Source organism: Ruegeria sp. AA6, assembly GCF_056542865.1.
On the sequence record NZ_JBQGAN010000004.1, the window covers coordinates 131,719 to 158,505 of the forward strand.

At 59.2% G+C, this 26,787-nt stretch carries 26 protein-coding genes; 23 read left to right on the top strand and 3 right to left on the bottom strand.

Annotation, left to right across the window (positions count from 1 at the left end):
* The first annotated feature begins 34 nt into the window (after nt 1-34).
* Nucleotides 35-2,428 carry an ATP-dependent helicase gene (locus ACR0LN_RS07930; protein WP_480428902.1) on the top strand — a complete coding sequence of 798 codons (2,394 nt, stop codon included), beginning with the start codon at nt 35-37 and terminating at the stop codon, nt 2,426-2,428.
* Here ACR0LN_RS07930 and ACR0LN_RS07935 read toward each other — a convergent pair.
* Nucleotides 2,425-2,715 carry a DUF1330 domain-containing protein gene (locus tag ACR0LN_RS07935; protein WP_480428904.1) on the bottom strand — a complete coding sequence of 97 codons (291 nt, stop codon included), beginning with the start codon at nt 2,713-2,715 and terminating at the stop codon, nt 2,425-2,427. The genes ACR0LN_RS07930 and ACR0LN_RS07935 overlap by 4 nt on opposite strands.
* A gap of 196 nt (nt 2,716-2,911) precedes the next feature.
* On the opposite strand from ACR0LN_RS07935, the gene ACR0LN_RS07940 reads away from it, so the two are divergent.
* The gene (locus ACR0LN_RS07940) at nt 2,912-3,145 is read left to right on the top strand and encodes a hypothetical protein (protein WP_480428906.1); all 234 of its coding nucleotides are present in this window, start codon (nt 2,912-2,914) and stop codon (nt 3,143-3,145) included.
* 55 nt (nt 3,146-3,200) lie between these two features.
* On the opposite strand, the gene ACR0LN_RS07945 is transcribed toward ACR0LN_RS07940, so the two are convergent.
* Nucleotides 3,201-3,425 (bottom strand): DUF1127 domain-containing protein, encoded by a 225-nt coding sequence (locus tag ACR0LN_RS07945; RefSeq protein ID WP_480428908.1) that lies wholly within the window; start codon nt 3,423-3,425, stop codon nt 3,201-3,203.
* A gap of 902 nt (nt 3,426-4,327) precedes the next feature.
* On the opposite strand from ACR0LN_RS07945, the gene mraZ reads away from it, so the two are divergent.
* From mraZ to ACR0LN_RS07990, 9 genes are all read left to right on the top strand, one after another.
* Entirely contained in the window at nt 4,328-4,831 is a 504-nt protein-coding gene (gene mraZ / locus ACR0LN_RS07950) for a division/cell wall cluster transcriptional repressor MraZ (RefSeq protein ID WP_480428909.1), read from the top strand.
* Between the two features lie 4 nt (nt 4,832-4,835).
* On the top strand, nt 4,836-5,828 hold the full coding sequence (rsmH, locus tag ACR0LN_RS07955; RefSeq protein WP_480428911.1) for a 16S rRNA (cytosine(1402)-N(4))-methyltransferase RsmH: 993 nt from the start codon (nt 4,836-4,838) through the stop codon (nt 5,826-5,828).
* Nucleotides 5,825-6,193 carry a cell division protein FtsL gene (gene ftsL / locus ACR0LN_RS07960; protein WP_170331589.1) on the top strand — a complete coding sequence of 123 codons (369 nt, stop codon included), beginning with the start codon at nt 5,825-5,827 and terminating at the stop codon, nt 6,191-6,193. The genes rsmH and ftsL overlap by 4 nt, the downstream gene beginning before the upstream one ends.
* A complete protein-coding gene (locus tag ACR0LN_RS07965) occupies nt 6,190-7,977 on the top strand; it encodes a peptidoglycan D,D-transpeptidase FtsI family protein (protein WP_480428913.1) in 1,788 nt (595 codons plus the stop codon). The genes ftsL and ACR0LN_RS07965 overlap by 4 nt, the downstream gene beginning before the upstream one ends.
* A gap of 21 nt (nt 7,978-7,998) precedes the next feature.
* Nucleotides 7,999-9,480 carry a UDP-N-acetylmuramoyl-L-alanyl-D-glutamate--2,6-diaminopimelate ligase gene (locus ACR0LN_RS07970; RefSeq protein ID WP_480428915.1) on the top strand — a complete coding sequence of 494 codons (1,482 nt, stop codon included), beginning with the start codon at nt 7,999-8,001 and terminating at the stop codon, nt 9,478-9,480.
* The gene (locus ACR0LN_RS07975) at nt 9,477-10,871 is read left to right on the top strand and encodes a UDP-N-acetylmuramoyl-tripeptide--D-alanyl-D-alanine ligase (RefSeq protein WP_480428917.1); all 1,395 of its coding nucleotides are present in this window, start codon (nt 9,477-9,479) and stop codon (nt 10,869-10,871) included. The genes ACR0LN_RS07970 and ACR0LN_RS07975 overlap by 4 nt, the downstream gene beginning before the upstream one ends.
* 24 nt (nt 10,872-10,895) lie before the next feature.
* Nucleotides 10,896-11,978, top strand: a complete 1,083-nt coding sequence (gene mraY, locus ACR0LN_RS07980; protein WP_480428919.1) for a phospho-N-acetylmuramoyl-pentapeptide-transferase — start codon at nt 10,896-10,898, stop codon at nt 11,976-11,978.
* A gap of 150 nt (nt 11,979-12,128) precedes the next feature.
* The gene (murD, locus tag ACR0LN_RS07985; RefSeq protein WP_480428921.1) at nt 12,129-13,529 is read left to right on the top strand and encodes a UDP-N-acetylmuramoyl-L-alanine--D-glutamate ligase; all 1,401 of its coding nucleotides are present in this window, start codon (nt 12,129-12,131) and stop codon (nt 13,527-13,529) included.
* 105 nt (nt 13,530-13,634) lie between these two features.
* Complete coding sequence (locus ACR0LN_RS07990; RefSeq protein WP_480428923.1) at nt 13,635-14,009, top strand: glycine zipper family protein; 375 nt, start codon at nt 13,635-13,637, stop codon at nt 14,007-14,009.
* Here ACR0LN_RS07990 and ACR0LN_RS07995 read toward each other — a convergent pair.
* The gene (locus tag ACR0LN_RS07995) at nt 14,006-15,184 is read right to left on the bottom strand and encodes a BaiN/RdsA family NAD(P)/FAD-dependent oxidoreductase (protein WP_480429067.1); all 1,179 of its coding nucleotides are present in this window, start codon (nt 15,182-15,184) and stop codon (nt 14,006-14,008) included. The two genes, ACR0LN_RS07990 and ACR0LN_RS07995, sit on opposite strands and share 4 nt — an antisense overlap.
* Before the next feature lie 126 nt (nt 15,185-15,310).
* On the opposite strand from ACR0LN_RS07995, the gene ACR0LN_RS08000 reads away from it, so the two are divergent.
* From ACR0LN_RS08000 to ftsZ, 12 genes are all read left to right on the top strand, one after another.
* Complete coding sequence (locus ACR0LN_RS08000) at nt 15,311-15,604, top strand: antibiotic biosynthesis monooxygenase family protein (RefSeq protein WP_480428924.1); 294 nt, start codon at nt 15,311-15,313, stop codon at nt 15,602-15,604.
* Nucleotides 15,605-15,772: 168 nt separating this feature from the next.
* Nucleotides 15,773-16,936, top strand: coding sequence for a putative lipid II flippase FtsW (ftsW, locus tag ACR0LN_RS08005; RefSeq protein ID WP_480428926.1), 1,164 nt, complete (start codon nt 15,773-15,775; stop codon nt 16,934-16,936).
* Entirely contained in the window at nt 16,936-18,033 is a 1,098-nt protein-coding gene (locus tag ACR0LN_RS08010; RefSeq protein ID WP_480428928.1) for a UDP-N-acetylglucosamine--N-acetylmuramyl-(pentapeptide) pyrophosphoryl-undecaprenol N-acetylglucosamine transferase, read from the top strand. The genes ftsW and ACR0LN_RS08010 overlap by 1 nt, the downstream gene beginning before the upstream one ends.
* On the top strand, nt 18,030-19,469 hold the full coding sequence (gene murC, locus ACR0LN_RS08015; RefSeq protein ID WP_480428930.1) for a UDP-N-acetylmuramate--L-alanine ligase: 1,440 nt from the start codon (nt 18,030-18,032) through the stop codon (nt 19,467-19,469). Before ACR0LN_RS08010 ends, murC begins: the two co-directional genes overlap by 4 nt.
* 44 nt (nt 19,470-19,513) lie before the next feature.
* Nucleotides 19,514-19,762 carry a DUF2484 family protein gene (locus tag ACR0LN_RS08020; protein ID WP_480428931.1) on the top strand — a complete coding sequence of 83 codons (249 nt, stop codon included), beginning with the start codon at nt 19,514-19,516 and terminating at the stop codon, nt 19,760-19,762.
* Nucleotides 19,759-20,013 carry a DUF2484 family protein gene (locus ACR0LN_RS08025; RefSeq protein WP_480428934.1) on the top strand — a complete coding sequence of 85 codons (255 nt, stop codon included), beginning with the start codon at nt 19,759-19,761 and terminating at the stop codon, nt 20,011-20,013. Before ACR0LN_RS08020 ends, ACR0LN_RS08025 begins: the two co-directional genes overlap by 4 nt.
* Nucleotides 20,014-20,058: 45 nt before the next feature.
* Nucleotides 20,059-20,985 carry a UDP-N-acetylmuramate dehydrogenase gene (gene murB / locus ACR0LN_RS08030; RefSeq protein ID WP_480428936.1) on the top strand — a complete coding sequence of 309 codons (927 nt, stop codon included), beginning with the start codon at nt 20,059-20,061 and terminating at the stop codon, nt 20,983-20,985.
* Nucleotides 20,986-21,086: 101 nt separating this feature from the next.
* Complete coding sequence (locus ACR0LN_RS08035; protein WP_480429068.1) at nt 21,087-22,010, top strand: D-alanine--D-alanine ligase; 924 nt, start codon at nt 21,087-21,089, stop codon at nt 22,008-22,010.
* Nucleotides 21,998-22,999: a cell division protein FtsQ/DivIB gene (locus ACR0LN_RS08040; protein WP_480428938.1), complete on the top strand. Its 1,002-nt coding sequence runs from the start codon at nt 21,998-22,000 to the stop codon at nt 22,997-22,999. The genes ACR0LN_RS08035 and ACR0LN_RS08040 overlap by 13 nt, the downstream gene beginning before the upstream one ends.
* An 8-nt stretch (nt 23,000-23,007) precedes the next feature.
* On the top strand, nt 23,008-24,342 hold the full coding sequence (gene ftsA / locus ACR0LN_RS08045; protein WP_480428940.1) for a cell division protein FtsA: 1,335 nt from the start codon (nt 23,008-23,010) through the stop codon (nt 24,340-24,342).
* A 28-nt stretch (nt 24,343-24,370) separates the two neighbouring features.
* Nucleotides 24,371-24,745, top strand: a complete 375-nt coding sequence (locus ACR0LN_RS08050) for a hypothetical protein (protein WP_480428942.1) — start codon at nt 24,371-24,373, stop codon at nt 24,743-24,745.
* A 348-nt stretch (nt 24,746-25,093) separates the two neighbouring features.
* Nucleotides 25,094-26,710 carry a cell division protein FtsZ gene (gene ftsZ / locus ACR0LN_RS08055; protein WP_480428944.1) on the top strand — a complete coding sequence of 539 codons (1,617 nt, stop codon included), beginning with the start codon at nt 25,094-25,096 and terminating at the stop codon, nt 26,708-26,710.
* Nucleotides 26,711-26,787 lie beyond the last annotated feature (77 nt).

Here is a 26,787-nt window from a genome sequence, read left to right on the forward strand (position 1 = left end):
TTCCCTTGACGCATATCCGGCGTAGTTTGTGGGGATGAGCAGTTTCGACGAAATGGACGCCTTTGAAGGCGCATCGCTGTCCGCGCGGGCCATGGCCGCACGGCCTACGCCCTATTTGGACGAGTTGAACCCGGCGCAACGTGAGGCGGTCGAGCGGTTGGATGGACCGGTCCTGATGCTGGCTGGGGCTGGGACGGGAAAGACCAAGGCGTTGACCGCACGGATCGCGCATCTGCTCAGCACCGGACGGGCGCGCCCGAATGAGATTCTGTCGGTGACTTTCACCAACAAAGCCGCGCGTGAGATGAAAGAACGTGTGGGGCGGTTGCTTGGGCAACCGGCCGAGGGGATGCCGTGGCTGGGAACCTTTCACTCAATCTGCGTCAAGCTCCTGCGTCGGCACGCGGAACTGGTGGATCTGAAATCGAATTTCACCATTCTGGATACGGATGACCAACTGCGTCTGCTCAAGCAGTTGATTCAGGCGGCCAATATTGACGACAAACGCTGGCCCGCACGGATGTTGTCCGGGATCATTGACGATTGGAAGAACCGCGCCCTGACGCCGGACAAGGTGCCTGCGGCGGATGCCGGTGCTTACAATAACAAGGGCATTGAGCTTTACGCGCAGTACCAGACCCGTCTGCGCGAACTGAACGCGGTGGATTTCGGTGACCTGCTGTTGCACATGGTCACGATCTTCCAGACCCATCAGGACGTGCTGGAGCAATACCAGCGCTGGTTCCGCTACATTCTGGTGGACGAGTATCAGGATACCAACGTCGCCCAATACCTCTGGCTGCGGCTGTTGGCCGGGGCGCATAAGAACATCTGCTGCGTGGGCGATGACGACCAGTCGATCTATGGCTGGCGCGGCGCCGAGGTGGGCAACATTCTGCGGTTCGAGAAGGATTTTCCCGGTGCCTATGTGGTGCGGCTAGAGCAGAACTACCGTTCGACCCCGCATATTTTGGCGGCTGCGTCAAATGTGATCCGGGGCAACGAAGGCCGCTTGGGTAAAGAGCTTTGGACCGACGCGGAGGACGGCGAGAAGGTCCGCCTTATCGGCCATTGGGATGGCGAGGAAGAAGCTCGTTGGATCGGCGAGGAAATCGACGCGATGCAACGCGGCACCCGTGGTGTGCGCCCGATGGGATTGGATGAGATGGCCATTCTGGTCCGCGCGTCTCATCAGATGCGGGCATTCGAAGATCGGTTTCTGACCATTGGTCTGCCTTACAAGGTAATCGGCGGCCCGCGATTCTATGAGCGGATGGATATCCGCGATGCCATGGCCTATTTCCGGCTGGTGGTCAGCCCTGGCGACGATCTGGCATTCGAGCGGATCGTAAACACGCCAAAGCGCGGTCTGGGTGACAAGGCGCAGCAGACAATCCAGATGACGGCGCGTGAGAATGGCGTGTCTCTGGTCGATGGGGCGCGGATTGCCGTCGACAACGGATTGATCAAGGGCAAGGGCGGCAAGGCCCTGCGCGAGTTGATCGACGGGCTGGCCCGGTGGAATTCGATGACACGCGGGCAACGGATAGAGGTCGATGATGACTCGGTGATTGATGACGGTGCGCCTCTGCGGTTCGGGGAACCCGAGGTGTCGCACATCGAACTGGCGCAGATCATTCTGGACGAATCCGGCTATACCGCCCATTGGCAGAACGAAAAGACACCCGAGGCTCCGGGACGGTTGGAAAACCTCAAGGAGCTGGTCAACCAACTGGACAATTTCGAAAACCTGCAAGGGTTTTTGGAGCATGTCAGCCTTGTCATGGACAACGAGCAGGAAGGCGACGGGGCCAAGGTTTCGATCATGACACTGCACGCGGCCAAGGGGCTGGAGTTTCCCGCCGTGTTCCTGCCGGGGTGGGAAGACGGGCTTTTCCCCTCTCAGCGGTCGATGGACGAATCCGGGATCAAGGGTTTGGAAGAAGAGCGGCGGCTGGCCTATGTAGGCATCACCCGCGCCGAAGAGGTCTGCACCATTTCCTTCGCCGCCAACCGTCGGGTGTTTGGGCAGTGGCAGAACGCGATGCCGTCTCGGTTCATCGACGAACTACCCGAGGACCATGTGGAGGTACTGACGCCTCCGGGGCTGTATGGTGGAGGTCAGCCGACGGCGGGCATCGAAACCCGCGCAGCCGAGGCGAATGTCTATAATTCGCCCGGCTGGAAACGTCTGCAGGCGCGGCAGGGGCAGTACGGAACGTCTCAGCCGCGCGAAAGCCGCAATACGGTGATCGACGCGACCGCACTGGCCAGTTTCACGCTGGGTGAGCGCGTGTTTCACCAGAAGTTCGGTTATGGCGCGGTGATTGGCATCGAAGGCGATAAGGTCGAAGTCGATTTCGATAAGGCGGGAACCAAAAAGGTGGTTTCGCGGTTCTTGTCAGCCAAGGACGACGTGCCGTTCTAAAGCCCTTCAACAAGAATCATATTCGCCGTCGCCGTGCGGTGACGAATTTTTGCCAATTCGATGTAGTCGGGATCATCCTTCCATGCCTTGGCGGCTTCGAGGGAAGGGAACTCCATCAGAACGATACCGTTTTCGGCCCAAGTGCCCTCGATCACGTCCACGGGTTTGGATGAGACTGTCAAAAGGCGGCCTCCGTGGCGGTCAAAGATCGGCATGAAACCTTCAAGGTATTTCTGATACCCGTCCGGGTCGTGAATGGAAATCTGCGCGATGAAATAGGCGGCCATTGGAAGCTCCTGACTATCCGTTCGGGTTTCTATTCTACATCCAGCTTGAAAAAACAAAAACGGCGGTTCCCAGGGAGGAGGAGGGAACCGCCGTTCTGTTCAACATCAGGGCAGGGAGGAGGAGAGCCCTGATGTATCCGAACCCGGGTTTGACCCCGGTATGTAAGAGTCGCGGCGACACCAGGGAGGAGGAGAGGTGTCGCTGCGCGCTTTCAACATCAGGGCAGGGAGGAGGAGAGCCCTGATGTATCCGCATCCGGGTCTGACCCCGGTATCTATAAGACGCGGCGACGTCAGGGAGGAGGAAGACGTCGCCGCGCGCTTTCAACACCGGGAAAGGGAGGAGGAGTACCCGGTGTGTCAGTGTCCGGCGTTCTGGGCCGGTATAAATCGCGGCGATATCAGGGAGGAGGAGAGATATCGCCGCTGAAATACAGGTCCTAAAGGGAGGAGGAAGGACCTGATCTCGGTATGTCGTTGCGCGCTTACCGCGCTGTGTGTTCTTCGGCCGCTTGCATTGCCAGGCGGCGGATCATCGAGCGGTGCAGGCCCAGATCAGCCAATTCCCGGTTCGACAGATCGGACAATTCGTTTACTGTCCGGCGGTAGATGCGATACCGGACAAACCGTGTTTTTGCGGCCTCGATCAATGAAGTCAGGCCAGTTGCCGTTGCGCCTTTCAGCGCGGTCTGATGTGTTGCTGCAGCCATCTGCGATACTCGATATATTTCGTTGCTGCCGGTGTGTTCCGGCGTTTGCTTGAGGATGAAAATAAGCGAATGCTGCGCTTGCACAATGCCTTGCGTCGTCAATGCCGCTATGCAGCAATTGCATAGATATCAACGTGTTGAGAATTCGGGCGCCTAAAGGCCTTGGAAACAAGGCTTTTGAGTAAGTTTGTTCCAAATTTGCGAGTGCCCAAAATGAGCGGCAGGTCGGTAAGCGCCGCTTCTTTGAGCGCGTAGTTCCGAAAATTGTGCGTTTCGATCATGGCGGCCCGCATAGGAGCCAGATCGGGTTTTTCGGCGCATGGGAAATCATGGGGGGCAGGTGGTGATTGGATCAAACGGTTATCCCAAGCCCATTCAAACAGGTGATTCGGCCAGTGACTTTATAACTTCTTACCCCTTAGAAGGGTGAATTTAGGACCGGTGACGATTATATTTGGGAAATCATGGGACAAAATGGGTGGCCGCCAAGTGTCGATATATAGTGTTCGGGTCGCGGTATATATCTACCAATAGTGTATTTTGGGTGGTTTTCTTTTGATTGGTGTTCGCTTATGTTGCGATTCCCTATGTATGTGCACGAATTTACTATTGATTTCCATGAATTCCCATGGCATCCCTTGTACATCCGATGAGGACGAGGCACATGGGGCGCCAAACGACCCCGAACCAACAAAAACAGGTTTCATACAGGCATCTCGCTTTCATCACTCAAGAGATCCGGCGCGCGGGCGAGCAGACATCCCCCCAGGTGGCGCGCGCAGCTGGACATCCCGCAAGGCGGGTCAATGCGGCGGGTTGATCGGTGGCAGCAGATCAACCCGCCGTTTTTCATCCGGGGGGCGTGAAATTTAGGTGGGGCGCAAGCGAAAGGGACAGTCGTCTTGGCGCGCAGGTTTAGAGGTGAAAGCCACCACAAGGTGGATGCGAAGGGCAGGGTGTCGATCCCGGCCTCGTTTCGCCGTGTGCTCGAAGCCTCTGATCCCAACTGGCAGCCCGGTGACACCCCCGAACTGGTGATTGTCTACGGCGACCACCGCCGCAAATTCCTTGAATGCTATACCATGCAGGCGATTGACGAGGTCGACGACAAAATTGACGCGCTGCCGCGCGGCTCGATGCAGCGGAAGATGTTGCAGCGCATGTTCCATGGTCAGTCCTTCCCTACCACAGTGGACGAAACGGGGCGGCTCGTTCTGCCAGCCAAGCTGCGCAACAAGATTGGGCTTGAGAGCGAGGCGTTCTTTATAGCTGCCGGTGATACGTTCCAAATCTGGAAGCCCGAGACCTACGAATCCGAGGAATTGGCCGCAGCCGAGGAATGGCTGGATGAGCAGCCCGAGGATTTCGATCCTCTGGAGTTTCTAGACGGCGTCGGGGACGCGTAACGGCATGGCCGGCGCTGAGACCCCTTCCGATAAACCACATATCCCTGTTCTGCTGCGCCCGCTGCTGGCTGCGGTGGCGCCGGTGTCCGGCGTCTGGCTTGATGGCACCTTTGGGGCGGGCGGGTACACGCGTGGTTTGCTGGACGCGGGCGCTGACAAAGTTGTTGGCGTGGACCGTGATCCTCTGGCTTTCCAGATGGCGGATGATTGGGCGGGTGACTATGGTGACCGGCTTGTGATGCAACCTGGCGTTTTCTCACGCATGGATGAATACGCGCAGGATCTGGACGGTGTCGTGCTGGACCTCGGCGTGTCCTCGATGCAGTTGGATCAGGCTGAACGAGGCTTTTCCTTCATGAAGGACGGCCCGCTGGACATGCGAATGAGCCAGGAGGGTGAAAGTGCCGCTGATCTGGTGAACTCGGCAACCGAGGTGCAGCTGGCTGACATCCTGTTCCATTTTGGCGAAGAACGCGCCAGCCGACGGATCGCCAAAGCCATCGTCAAGGCGCGGGCCGAGGAGCCTATCACCACGACCTTGCGCTTGGTCGAGATCATCGAATCCTGTCTACCGCGCCCAAAGCCGGGCCAATCGCACCCGGCGACACGCAGTTTTCAGGGGCTGCGGATTGCTGTGAATGCGGAATATGAAGAACTGTTTCAGGGGCTTATGGCCGCTGAACGGGCGTTGAATCCGGGCGGGCAACTGGCTGTTGTGACCTTTCACTCGATAGAAGATCGCATGGTCAAACGCTTCTTTCAGTCCCGTGCGGGCAAAACGGGCCGAGCCAACCGCTATGCGCCCGAATTGGAGCAGGAACTGCCGCAATTTACGCTCAAGACCCGCAAGGCTGTGGGGCCGGATGAGCAGGAATTGCAGGAAAATCCGCGCGCCCGCTCGGCGAAGCTGCGCGTTGCGGTGCGGACTGAGGCTCCGGCGGGGGAAATTGATGCCCGCGCCATCGGGATGCCGCAACTTGGGGGAAGGGCGAAATGAAGAGTGTTTTGTATGTGTTGACCGCTCTGTGCGTATTCGGACTGGCGCTTTGGGCGTATCAGGAGAACTACCGCACCCAGCAAGTCGTGAAGGAAACCCAGAAACTGCAGCGTGAGATCGGCATGGCGCAGGTACGTTTGGCCGTTCTGAATGCGGAATGGGCCTATCTGAACCGGCCTGATCGGTTGCGCGAGTTGGCGGACCTGAACTTTGAGAGGCTGGGTCTTCTGCCGCTACGGGCCGAGCAATTCGGTCGAGCCGACCAGATTTCATATGCCGAGGACCCGGATCTTCCCATCGTCGACCCGATTGAGTTGCAGGCGATTACAAGCACTCAGGCGCTGGGCGAGGTGCAGATTCCATGACCCGCACGCCTCTGCGCCCACTGGCCCGTATCCTCGACGCCCGCGCACGGGGCGAGAATCCCAAGGCTATTGAGCGCGAGAACATCCGCCAGCGCCACGAAGACATGAAAGATCGCGCCCGCGCTCGTGCCGAAGGGCGCCTTTTGGTGTTAGGCCTGTTCTTTTTCTGCGCGTTCTCGGTGGTTGGCGTCCGCATGGGAATGCTGGCCACGTCCGAGGCGCAGGAACCACTGGCCTCAGCGCCGGGCGCAGCGATCGCCATGCAGCGCGCCAACATCGTGGACCGCGAAGGGCGCATTCTGGCAACCAATCTGGATACGTATTCGGTCTATGCTCAGCCGCCTTTGATGATCGACCCGATTGCGGCTGCTGATCAATTGGTGGCGATCTTCCCCGATTTGGAAAAAGAGCGTCTGGTCAAGGACTTCACAGGCAACCGAAAGTTTCTATGGATCAAGAAACGCATCTCGCCTGAACAAAAACAGGCGGTGCACGATATCGGCGATCCCGGCATCCTGTTTGGACCGCGCGAAATGCGGCTGTACCCTAATGGCCGCCTGGCCGCGCATATTCTGGGCGGTTCCGGCTTTGGACGTGAGGGCGTAAGCGCCGCCGAAGTTATCGGCGTTGCAGGTGTTGAAAAGCAGTTTGACGATTATCTGCGCGACCCGGCCAACGGCAACAAGCCGCTGCAACTGTCGCTGGACCTGACGGTTCAGGCGGCGGTAGAGCAGGTGCTGTATGGCGGCATGAAAATCATGAACGCCAAGGGCGCCTCGGCCGTTTTGATGAACGCGCATACGGGGGAAGTAGTCTCGGCCGCGTCTCTGCCGTCCTTTGATCCGAACGACCGGCCGCGCCCACCGACCTCGGGGTTTGATCCATCCGACAGCCCTCTGTTCAACCGCTATGTGCAGGGCGTGTATGAACTTGGTTCCGTGTTCAAGATTTTCACTGCCGCTCAGGCAGTGCAGCTGGGTTTGGTGAACTCTGAGACGATTATCGACACGTCTGGCCCGATGAAAATCGGCCGTTTCCCGATTGGTGAGTTCAACGGCAAGAATTACGGAAAGATCAGCGTGGCCGACGTTATCGTCCACAGCTCGAACCGGGGTACCGGGCGATTGGCGCTGCAGATTGGTGCGCTGCGGCAGCAGGATTTCCTGAAGGCGCTGGGTATGTTTGAACCAACTCCGTTTGAGATTGTCGAGGCTGCCGGCGGCGAGCCCCTCAAGCCGAAGAAATGGGGCGAACTCAGCACAGTGACCATTTCTTATGGTCACGGGCTTTCGACCAGTCCAATGCATCTGGCGGCCGGTTACGCCGCGATTGCCAATGGTGGGCACTATGTCAGCCCGACCATCCTGCGCAAGAACGGAGCGCAATACGGGCCACGGGTGATGTCAGCCAGCGCGGCGACGCAGGCTCAGAAGATGTTGCGAAAGGTGGTGACGGACGGAACGGCCAGCTTTGGCGATGTCGCGGGCTATGATGTGGCCGGGAAAACCGGCACAGCCGATAAACCCAAGCCGCGCGGTGGTTACTATGACGACAAGGTCATTGCGACCTTTGCGACGATCTTCCCGGCCTATGATCCGAAATATGTGCTGATCGTCACGCTGGATGAGCCGTCCATTGTCGCCTATGGCGAAAAGCGTCGGACGGCTGGATGGACGGCCGTTCCCGTTGCGTCAGAGCTGATCGCGCGCATTGCACCGTTGTTGGGGCTGCGTCCTCGGCTTGAGCCTGAAGCGCGCGCTGCTATAACCCTGACCTCAAATTAGGCTGTCCAATCGAGGTGGGGTATGGGCGCAAGAACAAAAACACTCAGCCAACTGGCCCTGACCGCACGAGGCGGCGCGAATCCAAGCATCACTGGTCTGGCCGTTGATAGCCGTGAGGTAAAGGAAGGCTACCTTTTTGCTGCCCTTCCCGGAACCCGCGTTCATGGCGGAGAGTTCATTCAATATGCCCTGCGCATGGGGGCTGCGGCGATCCTGACCGACGCTGAGGGCGCTGAGATCGCCGCCAGCGAGTTGGCTGCATCCGATGCCGCGCTGATCGTGGTCGAAGACCCGCGTCAGGCATTGGCCGGATGCGCCGCTTTGTGGTTCGGCGCACAGCCGCAGACCATTGTGGCCGTTACCGGCACAAACGGAAAAACCTCGGTCTCTACCTTCGTGCGCCAGATTTGGATCGAGCTGGGTCACGCGGCAGTGAACCTCGGAACCACAGGGGTTGAGGGGGCATGGACCGCACCGCTGGCCCATACCACGCCGGAACCGATTACCTTGCATCGCTGTCTGGCTGAGGCCGCTGAGAACGGCGTGACACACGCTGCGATGGAGGCGTCATCACACGGGCTCGAACAGCGCCGGTTGGACGGGGTACACCTGACCGCCGCGGGGTTCTCGAACTTCACGCAGGACCATCTGGACTATCACGAAACATTCGAGGCGTATTTCGCCGCCAAGGCTGGGCTGTTTGATCGGGTTCTGCCGCAGGACGGTACCGTTGTGATCAATATGAGCGATCCCAAGGGTGCAGAGGTGCGCAAGATTGCCGAGGCGCGTGGGCAAAACATCCTGACAGTTGGGCTAGGCGATGCCGACCTGTGCCTGATGAACCAGCGCTTTGATGCGACTGGGCAGGACCTCCGGTTTTCTTGGGAAGGCAAAGTCTTCCAGACCCGTTTGAACCTGATCGGAGGGTTTCAGGCCGAGAATATCCTGCTTGCCTGTGGTCTGGTCATCGCTGCGGGTGAGGAACCCGAGCGCGTGTTCGAAACCCTGCCGCATCTGACAACGGTGCGGGGGCGCATGCAACTGGCCGCCACACGTGAAAACGGCGCGGCTGTGTTTGTCGATTATGCGCACACGCCTGATGCGGTCGCCACGGCGCTCAAGGCGATGCGGCCGCATGTTATGGGGCGTCTGATCGCCATCGTTGGCGCAGGTGGGGATCGCGACGCGACCAAGCGACCGCTGATGGGCAAAGCGGCTGCTGACAATGCAGATGTTGTGTTTGTGACCGACGACAACCCGCGTAGCGAAGATCCTGCCTCCATCCGTGCCGCTGTTCTGCTGGGTGCGCCGGAGGCTACTGAGGTCGGTGACCGCGCCGAAGCCATCCTGCGCGGTATTGATGCCCTGCAACCGGGTGATGCGTTGCTGATCGCGGGTAAGGGGCATGAAACCGGCCAGATCGTCGGCGATCAGGTGCTGCCCTTTGACGACGTAGAACAGGCAAGTATCAGCGTCGCCGCGCTGGATGGGAGGGTGGCATGACGCTTTGGACTGCGGCTGAGGCCGCTGCGGCAACCGGTGGTCGCGTGACGGCCGATTGGGCGGTGAATGGCGTGTCGATCGATACAAGAACTCTCCAGCCCGGTGATCTGTTCGTGGCCCTCAAGGCCGCGCGGGACGGACATGACTTCGTGGCGCAGGCGTTGGAAAAGGGGGCAGGCGCGGTTCTGGTATCCCGCATCCCCGAAGGTGTGTCCGAAGATGCGCCGTTGCTGATCGTCGATGACGTGCAAGCCGGGCTGGAGGCACTCGGCATCGCGGGCCGTGCCCGGACGGATGCTCGTATTGTTGGCGTGACTGGTAGTGTCGGCAAAACCTCGACCAAAGAAATGCTGGCCTGCATTTTGGAAACGCAGGGAAAAACCCATGCCAGTGTGGCCAGTTACAACAACCATTGGGGTGTGCCGCTGACGTTGGCGCGGATGCCACGAGATACCGAATTCGCGGTGATCGAGATCGGTATGAACCACCCCGGAGAAATTGCTCCGCTGGCACGGCAAGCGCGTCCGCATGTGGCGCTGGTGACAACTGTGGCGGCGGTGCATCTTGAGGCATTCGAGTCCGTTGCAGGTATTGCCCACGAAAAGGCTGCGATCTTCGAAGGGCTTGAAAGCGGCGGCGCGGCCATCGTGAACGCCGACATCGAACACGCGAACATCTTGCGCCAAACCGCGAAAGACCACGGAGCCGGGATCGTTGATTTTGGCCGTGAGGCGGCTGATTACAATCTGATCGGCGTGACGCAGGGCAGCAACGCGGTTCATGCAAGCGCCACCGTGGGCGATGCAGCCATCACCTACGACGTGCAGTCTGCAGGTACTCACTTTGCAATGAATGCGCTGGGGGCATTGGCGGCTTGCGTCGAGATGGGCGTTGAACTCGACGATGCCATCGCCGGTCTGCGGCAATGGTCGCCGGTCAAAGGGCGCGGTGTGCGGGAAACGCTGCCGCTGGCAACGGGTGGGCAGATCGAGTTGCTGGACGACAGCTACAACGCCAACCCCACCTCGATGGAGGCCGCGCTGGACGTGCTGGCTGCCGCGCAAAGCAAGCGTAGGGTCGCGTTTTTGGGCGATATGAAAGAGTTGGGTGCGCAGGAAATCGCCATGCACGCCGGGATGGCGGATGTCGCTGCAATGGCGCAGGTCGATCAAGTCCATTGTATCGGGCCGCTGATGAAGGCGTTGCATTCGGCGCTGCCCGAAGAAAAGCGTGGACTTTGGTTCGAGACCAGTGCCGAGATGGCGGAACACCTGCCGGAATTGATCCGTGCGGGGGATACGGTGCTGGCCAAAGGTTCGCTTAGCATGGCACTGGCGCAGATTGTTGACGGTTTGCGGAAAATGGGGCAAGGGAGCGCGCTTGAACCATGATCGCCGCGTTAGAAAGGTTTTGACATGCTCTATTGGCTGACCGCCCTGTCGGATGGAGGGGATTTCTTTAACCTCTTCCGTTATATCACCTTTCGAGCGGGCGGAGCATTTCTGACGGCGCTGGTCTTTGGCTTTATCTTTGGCAAACCGCTGATCAATGTGTTGCGTCGCAAGCAGGGCAAGGGTCAACCGATCCGGGATGACGGTCCAGAGGGGCATTTCTCAAAAGCGGGTACGCCCACTATGGGCGGGTTGCTGATCGTGGGTGCGCTGGTGACGTCGACGCTGGTTTGGGCGCGGTGGGACAACCCCTATGTCTGGATGGTTTTGTTCGTGACACTGGCCTATGCGGCGATTGGGTTTGCGGATGATTATGCCAAAGTGTCCAAGCAAAACACCAAGGGTGTTTCAGGAAGGACCCGGATGGCGCTTGGAGTGATTATTGCCGCTTTAGCGTCGCTCTGGGCGTCGTTGCATCATCCGGAGTTGTTGCAGAACCAATTGGCCGTGCCGGTATTCAAAGACACATTGGTCAATCTGGGCATTTTCTATATTCCGTTCTCGATTGTTGTGATTGTTGGGGCAGCCAATGCGGTGAACCTTACGGATGGCTTGGATGGGTTGGCGATCATGCCAGCCATGATTGCGGCGACAACTCTTGGGATCATCGCCTACGCGGTTGGTCGGGTCGACTTTACCGAGTATCTGGACGTGCATTACGTGCCGGGAACCGGGGAAATTCTGATCTTTACGGCGGCTTTGTTCGGCGGCGGATTGGGCTTTCTTTGGTACAACGCTCCTCCGGCTGCGGTGTTCATGGGCGACACCGGCTCGCTGGCTTTGGGCGGTGCTCTGGGGGCGATTGCGGTGGCGACCAAGCACGAATTGGTGCTGGCCGTGGTCGGTGGTTTGTTTGTGGTCGAGGCGTTGAGTGTGATCATTCAGGTGCTGTATTTCAAACGCACCGGACGCCGGGTGTTCCTGATGGCGCCGATCCATCACCACTATGAGAAAAAAGGTTGGGCTGAGCCGACCATTGTGATCCGGTTCTGGATCATCTCGCTGATCCTGGCGATGATTGGTCTGGCGACTTTGAAAGTCCGGTAACGCTCCCGCCAGGTTCGGCGGACCTTCGGTCCACCTGCCACCTGTTTGGCCCGGCTCGCGCTGTTGCGCGAGCCTCTGGTCGCCCTTGCCATTGGCTGTTTCTTCTGCGCAGTGTGACGGCCAATTGGACGTCGTAAGAAGGTGGGCGGCATGATCCCGGTCAAAGGGTTTTCAGGGCAAAAAGTTGCGGTTCTGGGGCTTGGCCGGTCGGGTCTTGCCACGGCGCACGCGTTGCGGGCGGGTAAGGCTGAACCAGTCTGTTGGGACGACAACCCTGCCGCGCGCGAAAAAGCCGAGTCGGAAGGTTTTACTTGTACTGATTTGCACCGCCATGGAGCGTTTGACGACATCGCCTCGTTGATCGTGTCGCCGGGTATTCCGCATCTCTATCCCGAACCGAACCCGGTGGTCGCAGCGGCGCTGGAAACAGGCGTGCCGGTGGACAACGATATCGGACTGTTCTTCAGGTCTTTTGCGGGGCCTGAATGGAACAACTACGACATCCCTCCGCGCGTGATTGCGGTGACCGGGTCGAATGGGAAATCGACCACAGCGGCGTTAATCCACCACATCCTGACCGAAGCGGGACGTGAGGCGCAACTGGCGGGGAATATTGGGCGCGGTGTACTGGATATTGATCCCGGCGGAGACGGCTCGGTCGTGGTGCTGGAACTCAGCAGTTATCAGACTGAATTGGCGCGCTCGCTGACGCCGGATGTGGCGGTCTTCACCAACCTCTCTCCGGATCATCTGGATAGGCATGGCGGGATGGGGGGTTATTTTGCCGCCAAACGCCGTCTGTTTGCCGAAGGTGGACCGGACCGGGCCGTGATCGGCGTTGATGAAAACGAAGGCGCGTTTCTAGCTGGGCAGTTGGCAGAAGGGCCTGTGGACGACCGGGTGATCCGTGTTTCGGTGGCGCGCAAGCTGACCGGACCGGGGTGGCAGGTCTTTGCCCGCAAGGGGTTTTTGGCGGAATACCGCAAGGGGCGTCAGGCCGGTTCCATAGACCTGCGTGAGATCAAGGGGTTGCCCGGCGCACACAATCACCAAAATGCGTGTGCCGCCTATGCTGCCTGTCGAGCGCTAGGGCTTGCGCCGCGCGTGATCGAGGACGCGCTGCACAGCTATCCCGGCCTGCCGCATCGCAGCCAGATCATCGCTGAAGCAAATGGCGTGACTTTTGTAAACGACTCCAAGGCCACCAATGTGGACAGCGCCCTAAAGGCGTTGAGCGCGTTCAAAAAGATTCGGTGGATCTGCGGTGGGCTTGAGAAAGAGGGTGGTCTGGCAGCGCTGAACGGTGCCGCCGATCAGGTGATAAAAGCTTATGTCATCGGGCGCGAGGCGGCTGGGTTCGCCATGCAACTCGAGGCTGAGGCGGAGGTGTGCACCACAATGGCCGATGCTGTCGCGCAGGCAATGGCAGATGCTCAACCGGGAGAAACGGTGTTGCTGGCTCCTGCTGCGGCCAGTTTCGACCAGTATGACAATTTCGAACAGCGAGGCGAGGACTTCACGAAACAGGTTCGCCAACGGCTGGCGGAATAGTCATTTGCGATAGACCGCCGGTTGCGCCAAGCTGAGACGCTATCGGCTTGACGCGCCATGTTTATTGGTTTTGCCTGCCTGCAAATTCAACACGAGGTAATGACTATGCCATTTCGTAAGTTTTCCCTGATCCTGCCCGCCATTCTGGTGGCGGGTGCTTGCACCAACACTGGGGCAAATTATCAGCCGATCGTCGACGGCCCTGTTGGGCCGAACTACAATGTGGACTTGCAGCAATGCCAACAGTTGGCCGCATCGCAGGCCAGCGTTGACGGCACCACCGCCGGAAACGCCGCTATCGGCGCTGCAGGTGCGGCGGCCGTGACCGGTATCGTTCAGGACAGCAGTGACAATCTGGGCCGTGCAGCTGTAGCGGGCGCTCTGGTTGGAGCTGGCGCGGACGTGATCAACAAGAACCAGAACAAAGAAGTTCTGGTGCGCAACTGCATGCGCGGGCGTGGCTACAACGTTGTAGGTTAACGGGCCGTGATTGCGCTTCCTGCGGCGTGGCCCGAGGACCACGCCCATTGGAAGTTGTAGCCGCCCAGCCACCCGGTGACATCCACCGCTTCGCCAATCGCATAGAGGCCGGGGACATCCCTGGCCTCCATTGTTTTTGAAGACAGGTCATCAGTGTCGATCCCGCCCAGCGTGACCTCGGCAGTGCGATAGCCTTCGGTGCCGGATGGTGTCAGGGTCCAATTTGAAAGTGTATCGGTTAGGGCGTTTAGGGCAGCATCGGACTGGTCGGCCAGATTACCCTGCATCGGGATGTGCTGGCTGAGAAATTCCACCAACCTGCCTGGCAGGTGGCGGGCCAATTCCGTAGTCAGGTCCTTGCGGCCGCCGCTTTGTCGCTGGTCACGCAGCAGGTTGAAAAGGGGCAAATCGGGGATCAGGTTGACCCGGATTTCTTCGCCTTCGCACCAGTAAGAGGACAGTTGCAGCACCGACGGCCCGCTGAGCCCGCGATGGGTGAACAGCAGTGCCTCGGCAAAGCTGGTGCGATCGTTCGACAGACGCACGGGCAGAGAAACGCCGGACAAGTCCTTGAACTTCCCGTCCGAGAAGGTGAACGGCACCAGCGCCGCGCGCGTCTCGGTCATCCGCAAGCCGAACTGTTTTGCAATGTCGTAGGCCAGTCCGGTCGCGCCCATCTTGGGGATAGACTTGCCGCCCGTGGCCAGCACCAGATTGGCGCAGGTCAGGCTAACCCGTTGCCCCTCGCGGTCGACCTCCAGCGCGAAGCCACTCTCGGTCTTGCGCAGAACTTTCAACTCGGTGCGTATCCAAAGCTCGGCCCCGGCGCGGTCCATCTCGTCCAGCAACATCTGGATGATTTGTTTAGAGGACCCGTCGCAGAATAGCTGCCCGAGTGTTTTCTCATGCCACGCGATGCCGTGACGCCCGACCAGATCGACAAAATCCCACTGCGTGTAACGTGCCAACGCGGATTTACAGAAATGCGGGTTTTGCGACAGGAAATTGCCCGGCCCCGCATACATGTTTGTGAAATTGCAGCGTCCGCCGCCCGAAATACGGATTTTCTCACCCGGAGCCTTCGCGTGGTCGATCACCAAAACGCGCCCACCGCAATGGGTGGCGCACATCATACCGGCTGCACCGGCACCAAGGATAATCGTGTCAAAGCTCATGTGCAGCGCATGGCGTGGATTGGCGGGGATGGCAAGGGGTAGCCTATTCAAAGGAAGCCCCGGTTTTGTGATAAACTTATGCCATCAAAGAACTGCAACCTGTCCAAGGCAGAGAAGGGTGCCCCGATGATCATTCGAATTTTCCAAGTCACAGTTCGCCCCGGCAAAGAAGCTGAATTTTCGAAGTTCTTCCATGAGATCGCGATCCCCTTGATGCGAAATACGGAAGGCATCGTTGAGGTGCTGCCTGGTGCCGCGCGGTCCGACACACCGCGCGAATTCAGTTTCGTAATGGTTTGGAGAAACCTGGATGCACTGAAGGCTTTTGTGGGTGAAGATTACAAAAGTCCGCACATTGATCCGGCTGAGGCTGAACTGGTCGAATCCAGAACCATCAAACACTATGAACTTGTTGATTAGTTAACCCGAAAGATCGGGTGGCAGGCTCGTGCTTCGAGATCGCCGCCCCCTGGGGCCAATTTCCGCGAACGCCCTGTCATTCTGCTAGCCGAAACGCCAATTTCACTGTAGACTCTCAAACAGATCCCGAAAACGGGGCGTTAACGAGGCAGAGAGTGGCGGTATCTCATGACTGAGATGGTGTATGGCGCGGTCCAGGACCAGCGCGGCGAACCGATTCTACCAAAGTGGTGGCGAACAATTGATCGCTGGACGATGTCCTGCGTGCTGATCTTGTTTGTCATTGGGTTGTTGCTGGGGCTGGCCTCGTCTCCTCCGCTGGCCGGTCGAAACGGGTTTGACCCGTTCCACTATGTTGAGCGCCAGTCGATATTTGGTGGCTTGGCGCTTATTGCGATGCTGCTGACCTCGATGATGTCACCGACGCTGGTGCGTCGTTTGGCGGTGTTGGGCTTTCTGAGTGCCTTCGTGGCGCTGGCCTTTCTGCCGGTCTTTGGGACCGATTTTGGCAAGGGTGCGGTGCGCTGGTACTCGCTGGGGTTCGCCTCATTGCAACCGTCCGAGTTTCTCAAGCCGGGCTTCATTGTCGTGGCCGCGTGGCTGTTGGCCGCGTCGCAAGAGATTAACGGCCCTCCGGGACGGTTGTGGTCCTTCGCCCTGTGCATGGCCATCGTTGGTATGCTGGTGTTGCAACCCGATTTCGGTCAGGCGTGCCTGATCCTGTTCGGTTGGGGCGTGATGTACTTCGTGGCCGGTGCGCCGATGCTGCTGCTGGTCGGCATGGCCGGGGCCGTTGTTCTGGGCGGTATGCTGGCCTATTCGAACTCGGAACACTTCGCCCGCCGGATCGATGGGTTCCTGAATCAAGAGGTCGATCCAACGACCCAGATCGGCTATGCCACCAACGCGATCCGCGAGGGCGGGCTTTTCGGCGTTGGTGTGGGTGAGGGGCAGGTGAAATGGTCTTTGCCTGATGCACACACGGATTTCATCATCGCTGTCGCGGCCGAGGAATACGGCCTGATCCTGGTCCTGATAATCATCGCGCTGTATTCGATCATCGTGGTGCGCTCGCTGCTGCGCCTGATGAAGGAACGGGATATGTTCATCCGTCTGGCTGGCACCGGTCTGGCCTGCATGTTCGGTGTGCAAGCTATGATCAACATGGGTGTTGCGGTGCGCTTGTTGCCTGCTAAGGGCATGACGCTGCCCTTTGTCAGCTATGGTGGGTCGTCGTTGATTGCGGGTGGCATCGCGGTTGGCATGTTGCTGGCCTTTACCCGAACCCGCCCACAGGGCGAGCTGGGCGATATTCTGCGCGGGCGAGGTTGATGAGCAAACCCTACCTTCTGATTGCGGCTGGCGGTACTGGGGGCCACATGTTCCCGGCGCAGGCGCTGGCCGAGGCGATGCTGCACAACGGTTGGCGCGTGCGCCTGTCCACCGATCCGCGTGGCGCGCGTTACACCAGCGGTTTTCCACATTCGACCGAGATTGTTGAGGCTTCGTCAGCCACTTTCGCACGTGGCGGTTTGGCGTCCAAGGCGATGGTGGGGCCGAAGATCGCGGTTGGCGCCACCAGCATGGCGCTGCAGATGATGCGCGACCGGCCTGACGTTGTGGTGGGTTTTGGCGGCTACCCGTCTATTCCTGCGCTGGGTGCGGCGACGATGCTGAAAATCCCGCGTATGATCCACGAACAGAACGGCATATTGGGTCGGGTGAACCAACTGTTCGCAACCCGCGTGTCTCAGGTGGCTTGCGGTATCTGGCCAACCGATCTGCCCGAAGGAGCCAAAGGCATCCATACCGGTAACCCGGTCCGCGCCGCAGTGTTGGAGCGTGCTGCGGCAGGCTATATTCCGCCCGGCGATTACCCGATGTCAGTCCTTGTGATGGGCGGCAGTCAGGGTGCGCGCATCCTAAGCGATGTGGTCCCCGGAGCCATTGCAGCATTGCCCGAGGCCCTGCGGAATCATATCCGCGTCGCCCATCAGGCGCGCGATGAGGATGGTGAGCGTGTCACTGCGTACTACGCCGATCACGGCATCCGAGCCGAGGTTAAACCCTTCTTTCACGACGTTCCGCGTCGTATGTCCGACGCACAGCTGGTCATCAGCCGTTCGGGCGCGTCCAGCGTTGCCGATATATCGGTGATCGGGCGGCCCTCGATCCTGATCCCTTTCGCCGCCGCCGCTGGTGACCATCAAACTGCCAACGCCCGTGGGCTGGTGCAGGCGGGTGGCGCGATCATGATCCCCGAAAACGCCCTTGACGTTTCCTCGCTGACACAGCAAATCACCACGGTTCTGACCAACCCGGAAGCCGCGCAAAAGATGGCCCATGCCGCTCTCTCAACCGGCGCCCCCGACGCGACTGAGCGTCTGGTCGCACTAGTCCAACAACTGGCGCAGAAGGAGACCACATGAATCCTGCAACCAAACTGCCGCAAGACGTAGGGCCGATCCATTTCGTAGGGATCGGCGGGATCGGGATGTCGGGCATCGCCGAGGTTCTGTTGAATCTGGGTTACCGGGTGCAGGGGTCGGACTTGAAGGCGTCGAAGATAACCGACCGTCTGGCGGGTTTGGGGGCCGAAATATTCGTCGGCCAGCGTGCGGAAAACCTTGAAAACGCAGCCGTTGTTGTGGTGTCCACCGCGATCAAACCGGGTAATCCTGAGCTGGACGAAGCGCGTGCGCACGGCTTGCCGGTCGTCCGCCGGGCCGACATGTTGGCCGAGCTGATGCGCCTGCGCTCCAACGTCGCCATTGCCGGAACTCACGGTAAAACCACCACGACCACGATGATGGCCGAGCTGATGGTGGCTGGTGACTTCGACCCGACCGTGGTCAATGGGGGGATCATCCACGCGTACGGCTCGAACGCGCGGATGGGGCAGGGTGAATGGATGGTGGTCGAGGCCGACGAATCGGACGGCTCGTTCAACCGACTGCCCGCAACCATCGCCATCGTCACCAATATCGATCCCGAGCATATGGAGCATTGGGGTGATTTCGACAAACTGCGCGACGGGTTTTATGAATTCGTCTCGAACCTGCCGTTCTACGGTTTGGCTGTGTGCTGTACGGACCACGCCGAGGTTCAAACGCTTGTGGGCCGTATCACCGACCGCAGAGTGCGCACCTATGGGTTCAACGCACAGGCCGATGTGCGGGCGGTGAACCTGACCTACAAGGGTGGCATCGCGCATTTCGATATTCATCTGCAATACGAAGACACGGTGATTGAGGGTTGTACCCTGCCGATGCCGGGGGATCACAATGTGTCCAACGCGCTGTCTGCTGCTGCGGTGGCGCGTCATTTGGGCATGAAAACCTCGGAAATCCGGGACGCGTTGGCGAATTTCGGAGGTGTCAACCGTCGCTTCACCAAGGTGGGCGAGGTTGATGGCGTCACCATCATCGACGACTACGGCCACCATCCAGTTGAAATTGCTGCCGTCCTGAAAGCCGCCCGGCAAGCGACCGAAGGGCGGGTTATCGCTGTGCATCAGCCGCATCGGTACTCACGCCTATCCAACCTGTTCGATGATTTTTGCACCTGTTTCAACGACGCTGATGTTGTCGCAATCGCCGATATTTTCGCTGCCGGAGAAGACCCGATCGAGGGTGCTGCGCGCGATGATCTGGTGCAGGGCCTGATCCGTCACGGCCACCGCCACGCCCGCGCACTGCTGGATGAAAACGATCTGGAGCGGCTGGTTCGTGAACAGGCTCGCCCAGGCGATATGGTCGTTTGCCTGGGGGCGGGTACGATCAGTGCCTGGGCCAATGGCCTGCCTGTACGGTTGCAAAACAACAAGCCGTCAGACGCGATGGACATTCCGGCAGCGCAACTTTAAAGGGTAGCGTCGCAACTGCTAAGATGACGTCCTCGGAGGGGCAATTGGCAAATTCGGTGGTGATCGCAGCCTTGTGGGTGGTGGCTTCGACGATTGTGGCCATGCTGCCGATGCGCCTGCAATTCATGCCGGGCGTTGTGTTGTTCGTTTCGGCACCAGCACTGATCGTTTGGCTGGGGCATGATTTCGGTTGGTTCTTTTCGGTGCTGGCCTTCGCTGCCTACGCCTCGATGTTTCGCAATGCCATTCGGTTTTACTGGCGTCGCTGGACGGGTGGGGAGGTTCGGGAATGAACTGGTCAATCGCCTTAGCCGCGCTGTGGGGTGTCGCCGCGAATGTGCTGGCAATGATCCCTAGCAAAGACAATCATTGGACCCGCGCCTATATCCTGATCGCGGTGGGCATCCCGATCCTTGGCTATGTGACCCTACAGAACGGCCCGTGGATCGGATTGATTGTTCTGGTGATGGGCATGTCGGTGCTCCGTTGGCCAGTGATTTATCTGGCGCGGTGGTTGCGCAAGCTGATTGGCGTGGTTTCCTGATTGTTGCGACTTGCCTTGACGGTCTAAATCCGCGATCTAGCCCGCATGACAAATCTTCCCACACCACGCGGCAAACTGACTGAAAACCGGTCTTTGAATGACCTGACATGGCTTCGCGTCGGTGGCCCGGCAGACTATCTGTTCCAGCCTGCCGATATTGAGGACTTGCGAAACTTTCTGCGCGAGCTTCCCGCCGATGTTCCGGTCTTCCCCATGGGAGTCGGCTCGAACCTGATTGTCAGGGACGGTGGCATTCGCGCTGTGGTAATCCGGCTGGGGCGTGGGTTCAACGGTATCTCGGTCGATGGGAATACCGTCACCGCAGGCGCAGCAGCACTGGACGCCCATGTGGCGCGCAAGGCGGCGGATGCCGGCGTCGATCTGACGTTCCTGCGTACGATCCCCGGATCCATTGGGGGCGCAGTGCGGATGAACGCGGGCTGCTACGGCAGCTACACTGCGGATGTGCTGCGTAAAGCCACTATTGTCACCCGACAGGGTGAGATCGTGGATCTGACGCCAGAGGACCTGAAATTCCGCTATCGTCAATCCGACCTGCCCGAAGGTGCGGTGTTGGTTTCAGCGACATTCGAAGGCCCGTCCGGCGATCCGGAAGAGTTGCACGCTCGGATGACAGCTCAGTTACAGAAGCGGGACGAGACGCAGCCCACGAAAGACCGCAGCGCCGGGTCTACGTTCCGTAATCCGGCCGGATTCTCCTCGACCGGACACGCTGATGATGTTCATGATCTGAAGGCGTGGAAAGTGATCGACGACGCAGGCATGCGCGGTGCGACGCGCGGCGGTGCGCAGATGAGTCCGAAGCACTCAAATTTCCTGATCAATACAGGCACCGCGACGGCTGCTGACCTCGAGGGGCTGGGCGAGGAAGTGCGAAAAAAGGTTTACGAAACAAGCGGCATCACGCTAGAGTGGGAAATCATGCGGGTCGGTGATCCGTTGAAAGAATAGAGCCCCAACCGTCAGACCATAACAGGCAATTAACGGCGACGGATCAAAGGCATAACGCAATACGGGCCACGACATAAGGTCCGGGGACATTGAGGCGCACATTGGGAATGTCGAGCAGGACAAACCCCAAAGTGGCGGTATTGATGGGCGGCCCCTCAGCGGAACGCGAGGTGTCTCTCAGCTCTGGGCGCGAATGCGCAGCCGCCCTTAGGGGAGAAGGCTTTCAAGTGGTTGAGCTGGACGCAGGTCCTGACCTCTACGCGCGCCTTTCAGAGATCAAGCCAGATGTTATTTTCAACGCCTTGCATGGCCGCTGGGGCGAAGACGGATGTGTGCAGGGCCTACTGGAGTGGATGCGGATTCCCTACACCCATTCGGGCGTTTTGGCCTCGGCTCTGGCGATGGACAAGCAGCGTAGCAAAGAGGTGTATCAGGCCGAAGGTTTGCCCGTTGTTCCCAGCGTGATTGTACCCAAGGTCGAGGTGATCGAGGTCCACGTGATGGAGCCTCCTTATGTCGCCAAGCCCAACAACGAAGGGTCGAGCGTCGGCATCTATATTGTGCACGAGGGTTCGAACGGTCCGCCGCAGTTGTCGGATGATATGCCCGAGCATGTGATGGTCGAGAAATATATTGCGGGGCGTGAGCTGACGGTGACAGTGATGGGCGATCGCGCCCTGACCGTGACCGAGATCATGACCGATGGCGGCTGGTACGACTATGATGCAAAGTACAAGCCCGGTGGATCGTGGCATGTGCTGCCCGCCGACATCCCGCAAGACATCTTTGATCGCTGCATGGAATATGCGCTGAAGGCCCATAACGCTTTGGGCTGTCGCGGCGTCAGCCGGACCGATTACCGCTGGGATGACAGCATGGGCGTGGACGGGCTGTTCCTACTGGAAACCAACACGCAACCTGGTATGACACCAACCTCGCTGGTGCCTGAACAAGCCGCGCATATTGGCATGACGTTCGGACAGCTTTGTGCGTGGATGGTGGAGGACGCGTCATGCGACCGCTAAGGGCCACCCGCGCGCCGGTGATCCACCGCTCAAAACCTCTGGCCGGACCGGATGCGGAATTTGCGTCAGGCGACCGGCATGAGGCCGAACCGAAGTTGCGTCTGAGTGGTGTGAAGCTGTTCGGTCGTAAGTCGCGACGTTTTGATCCCGCGCCGTCTCGGTTGAACTACAGACTACAACGATGGATGCTGACACCGGGTGTGCGCCGGGGTTTGAAGATCGGATTGCCGGTACTGGCGGTATGTGTTGCCACTGGGATCTATTTTGGTTCGCAAGAGCGGCGCCAAGCGGTGGTGGCTTACGCGACAGACATCAAAACCTCGATCCAGCAACGGCCAGAATTCATGGTCAATCTGATGGCCATAGATGGCGCTGGCACCAACTTGTCTGAAGATATACGCGAAGTCGTGCCTTTGGATTTCCCGATCAGTTCCTGGGATCTGGACGTTGAGCAGATCAGGGAAACAATCACAGGTCTGAACCCGGTCAAATCTGCCACCGTCCGCGTGCGGCCCGGAGGTGTATTGCAGGTGGACGTGGTCGAGCGTCAGCCGGCCGTGGTCTGGCGTACCCGCAGCGGGATTGAGTTGCTGGACGAAACCGGCGCCCATGTTGCGCGGATCGCATCCCGCAAGGATCACTCGAACCTGCCTCTGATCGCGGGCAAGGGGGCGGACGGACATGTGACAGAGGCGATGGCCTTGCTGACCACCGCCCGCAGTCTTGGTGCTCGGGTGCGAGGTTTGGTTCGCATTGGTGAGCGGCGCTGGGACCTGGTTCTGGATCGCGGCCAGCGCATCATGCTTCCGACCGAACGTCCTGTGCGGGCGTTAGAGCGCGTGTTGGCGGTGAACGAAGTGCAAGACCTTTTGGAGCGTGATGTGGCCGTGGTGGACATGCGCCTCGGGCAGCGGCCGACCATCAGAATGACCAAAGCCGCCAGCGAAGACTGGTGGAATACAAAAGTGACAGTGAGTAACGGGCAGTAGCGATTATGATGACCGATCTTTATCAGTCCCAACGGGCTATGCGGCAGATGCGCAGACAGGCGATGCAACGTGGTGTTGTCGCGATTCTGGATGTGGGCAGCTCCAAAATAGCCTGCCTGGTGCTGCGGTTCGACGGCACAGGTCGGCTGAGCGAGGATAACAGCATCGGTTCGCTGGCCGGTCAAACCGGGTTCCGGGTGATCGGTGCTGCGACGACACGGTCACGCGGCGTGCAGTTCGGCGAAGTGACTGCAATGCAGGAAACCGAACGCGCGATCCGTACCGCGCTGCAGGCAGCACAGAAGATGGCTGATATTCGGGTGGACCACGTCATTGCCTGCTTCTCGGGTGCAAATCCACGTTCCTATGGCTTGGACGCACAGGTCGAACTTGACGGGCAGGAAGTGACCGAGGCCGAGGTTGGCCGTGTGCTGAACGCTTGCGACGTGCCCGATTACGGCGCAGGGCGCGAAGTGCTTCACGCCCAGCCCGTGAATTTTGCGCTGGATAACCGCTCGGGCCTGATCGATCCGCGGGGACAGATGGGGCAGAGCCTTGCTGTCGACATGCATATGCTGACCGTGGATGCGGTGGCGATCCAGAACATCGTTCGCTGCATCAAACGCTGCGATCTGGAACTGGCTGGGATTGCAAACTCGGCCTATGTGTCCGGCATTTCGGCCTTGGTTGAGGATGAACAGGAGTTGGGTGCGGCCTGTATTGACATGGGTGGCGGCACGACCAGCGTGTCGATCTTCATGAAAAAGCACATGATTTATGCCGATTGTGTGCGCATGGGCGGTGATCACGTAACTGCCGATATATCTATGGGTCTTGGCGTTCCGGCTTCGGTCGCCGAACGGATCAAAACCTTCAACGGCGGCGTACATGCGACCGGCGCGGATGACCGCGACCTAATCGACATTGGCGGCGATACCGGCGATTGGGAACACGACCGCCGAACCGTCAGTCGCGCCGAGTTGATTGGCATCATGCGCCCTCGTGTCGAAGAGATTTTGGAGGAGGTTCGCGTCCGTCTGGATGCTGCGGGCTTTGAACATATGCCTAGTCAGCAGATCGTGCTGACCGGTGGCGGAAGTCAGATTATGGGCCTGGACGGCCTTGCGACCCGCATCCTGGGCCAGCGTGTGCGTTTGGGGCGGCCTCTGCGCGTACACGGTTTGCCGCAATCAGCAACGGGGCCGGGGTTTTCTTCGGCGGTGGGCCTCAGCCTGTTCGCCGCGCATCCGCAGGATGAATGGTGGGATTTTGAAATTCCGGTCGACACCTATGCCGCACGGCCTTTTAAACGCGCCATGCGCTGGTTCCGTGACAATTGGTAAGGCAATTGGGGGCGCGGTGCTTGTCGCCATGCTCCCACTTACCGCACACGCGCAGACGCGAATCTCGCCCGAAGCCTTTCTGGACGCCGTTCAGGGCAAGACGGTTATGTTCCACGATTTTCCAAGTGGCGTGTTGGTGGGAACCGAGGAGTTCCTTAGCCCGACTCTTTCGGTGTGGCGGATGAAGGGGCGCGGCTGCGTCTATGGGCAAATCACCACTCCGGACGGCCAGCTTTGCTTTTTGTACGACGACGACCCGGATGGTGTGCCGGTATGTTGGTGGACCTTCCAGCATGAGGGTCGGTTGATGGTTAGGTTGGCAAGTTTTGACCGCAGTGAAATTCAAGAAGTGCGCAGTATCACTGAGGATGGTTTGAATTGTCCAAGTGTCCCAATTAGCTAAAGAAATGGGTTGCAGCCCGCCTCTGTTTCCAGCAAGATATCCACAAGGCCCGTCAGAGGTCTAGCGGCAGGACCTGAGCAGTTTTCCGCATTTTGAAAAAGGCCGAATCTCTAAGTGACGCGCATGTCAGCTGCGGCGCATGTGTTGCTTGCCTTGTGGTGGATTGAGTTTTTTCCGCAACATATGGCGATCAATGCAAAATACCGCGAGTTGTTGCCTTAATTCCTCCATATTTTGTGGGATTTGGCGATTTTTGGCGTGACGTTTGCGGTTTCGAGCGGTAGGATTGTTGGTGGATAGGTAAGAAAAACACCGCTTTGGCGGGTCAATAAAACAGGCGGACAGAGCATGACATTGAATCTTTCGATGCCCGGGCACGACGAACTGAAGCCTCGGATTACAGTATTTGGCGTTGGCGGTGCAGGCGGCAACGCCGTCAACAACATGATTGAGAAACAGCTGGACGGCGTGGATTTTGTCGTCGCCAACACCGACGCGCAGGCGCTGCAGCAAAGCCAGTCTTCGGCGCGGGTGCAGCTGGGCGTTAAGGTTACTGAAGGTCTGGGGGCGGGTGCTCGTCCGACCGTGGGTGCGGCGGCTGCCGAAGAAAGCATTGAACAGATCGTTGACCACCTTGCGGGTGCGCACATGTGCTTCATCACCGCCGGTATGGGCGGTGGCACCGGGACTGGCGCGGCTCCGATCATCGCGCAGGCCGCCCGTGAGTTGGGTGTGCTGACCGTTGGTGTCGTGACCAAGCCCTTCCAGTTCGAAGGTGCCAAGCGGATGCGTCAGGCCGAAGATGGCGTCGAGATGCTGCAAAAGGTCGTCGACACGCTGATCATCATCCCGAACCAGAATCTGTTCCGTTTGGCCAACGAAAAGACAACGTTCACCGAGGCGTTCTCGATGGCAGACGATGTTCTGTATCAGGGCGTTAAGGGCGTAACCGACCTGATGGTGCGTCCGGGCCTGATCAACCTCGACTTTGCTGACGTCCGCGCTGTGATGGATGAAATGGGCAAGGCAATGATGGGTACTGGTGAAGCCACCGGTGAAGATCGAGCGGTTCAGGCGGCCGAGAAGGCCATCGCCAACCCGCTGCTGGACGAAATCAGCCTCAAGGGCGCAAAGGGTGTGTTGATCAATATCACAGGCTCGCACGACCTGACGCTGTTCGAACTGGACGAAGCGGCCAACCGCATCCGCGAGGAAGTGGATCCTGAGGCCAATATCATCGTTGGTTCGACCTTGGATACCGCGATGGAAGGCGGCATGCGCGTGTCGGTCGTGGCGACTGGTATCGACGCCAGCGAAAAAAGCGAAGAAGTCCCGGTTGCGCGCCGCTCGATGTCGGCGCCGTTGACCCGGACGGTGTCGGCGGAAGAGCCCGCACAGGAACACGTAGCCGCGGATGAGGCCCCCGCCGCGGAGGATGCAAACATCGCCCCAACGCTGTTTGAATCGATTGAGGATGTCGAGCTGAAAGAAGGCTGGCATGAAGATCAACCGGCCGCGCAAGAGGATGACGGTCTGCCACCGCCGGCCTATCAGCCGCGCGTTGCCGAGTTCGAGCCAACGCCCGAGCCTGTCGAACCTGCACCAGAGAGCTTTGTCGCGCCGCAACCGCAGGCCGCCGCTGGCACGCCTTCACCCGAAGCGCTTCAGCGTTTGCAAGCCGCTGTGCAGAATGTTCCCGCGTCCGAGCGTGGCTATGCCGCACCTCGTCCGCAAGCTCCTCAACCGGCCCCAACACCGCAGACAGATGCGCAGGATCGTCCACGTTTTGGCTTCAATCGCTTGATTGATCGGATGACTGGCCACGCTGCAGATACACCGGCTCAGCCGGTACGTCAGCAGCCCCCTATGCGCCAAGCTGACGCTACGGCACCTGCGCATGATGAGGCCGACCCCGAGCAGGATCGGATCGAAATTCCCGCCTTCCTGCGCCGTCAGGCGAACTGAACCTGGTAACAAAATCGTAAGTAAGGGCCACCACCTGGTGGTCCTTTTCTTTTTAAATACAGTCAATTGTCATGTTC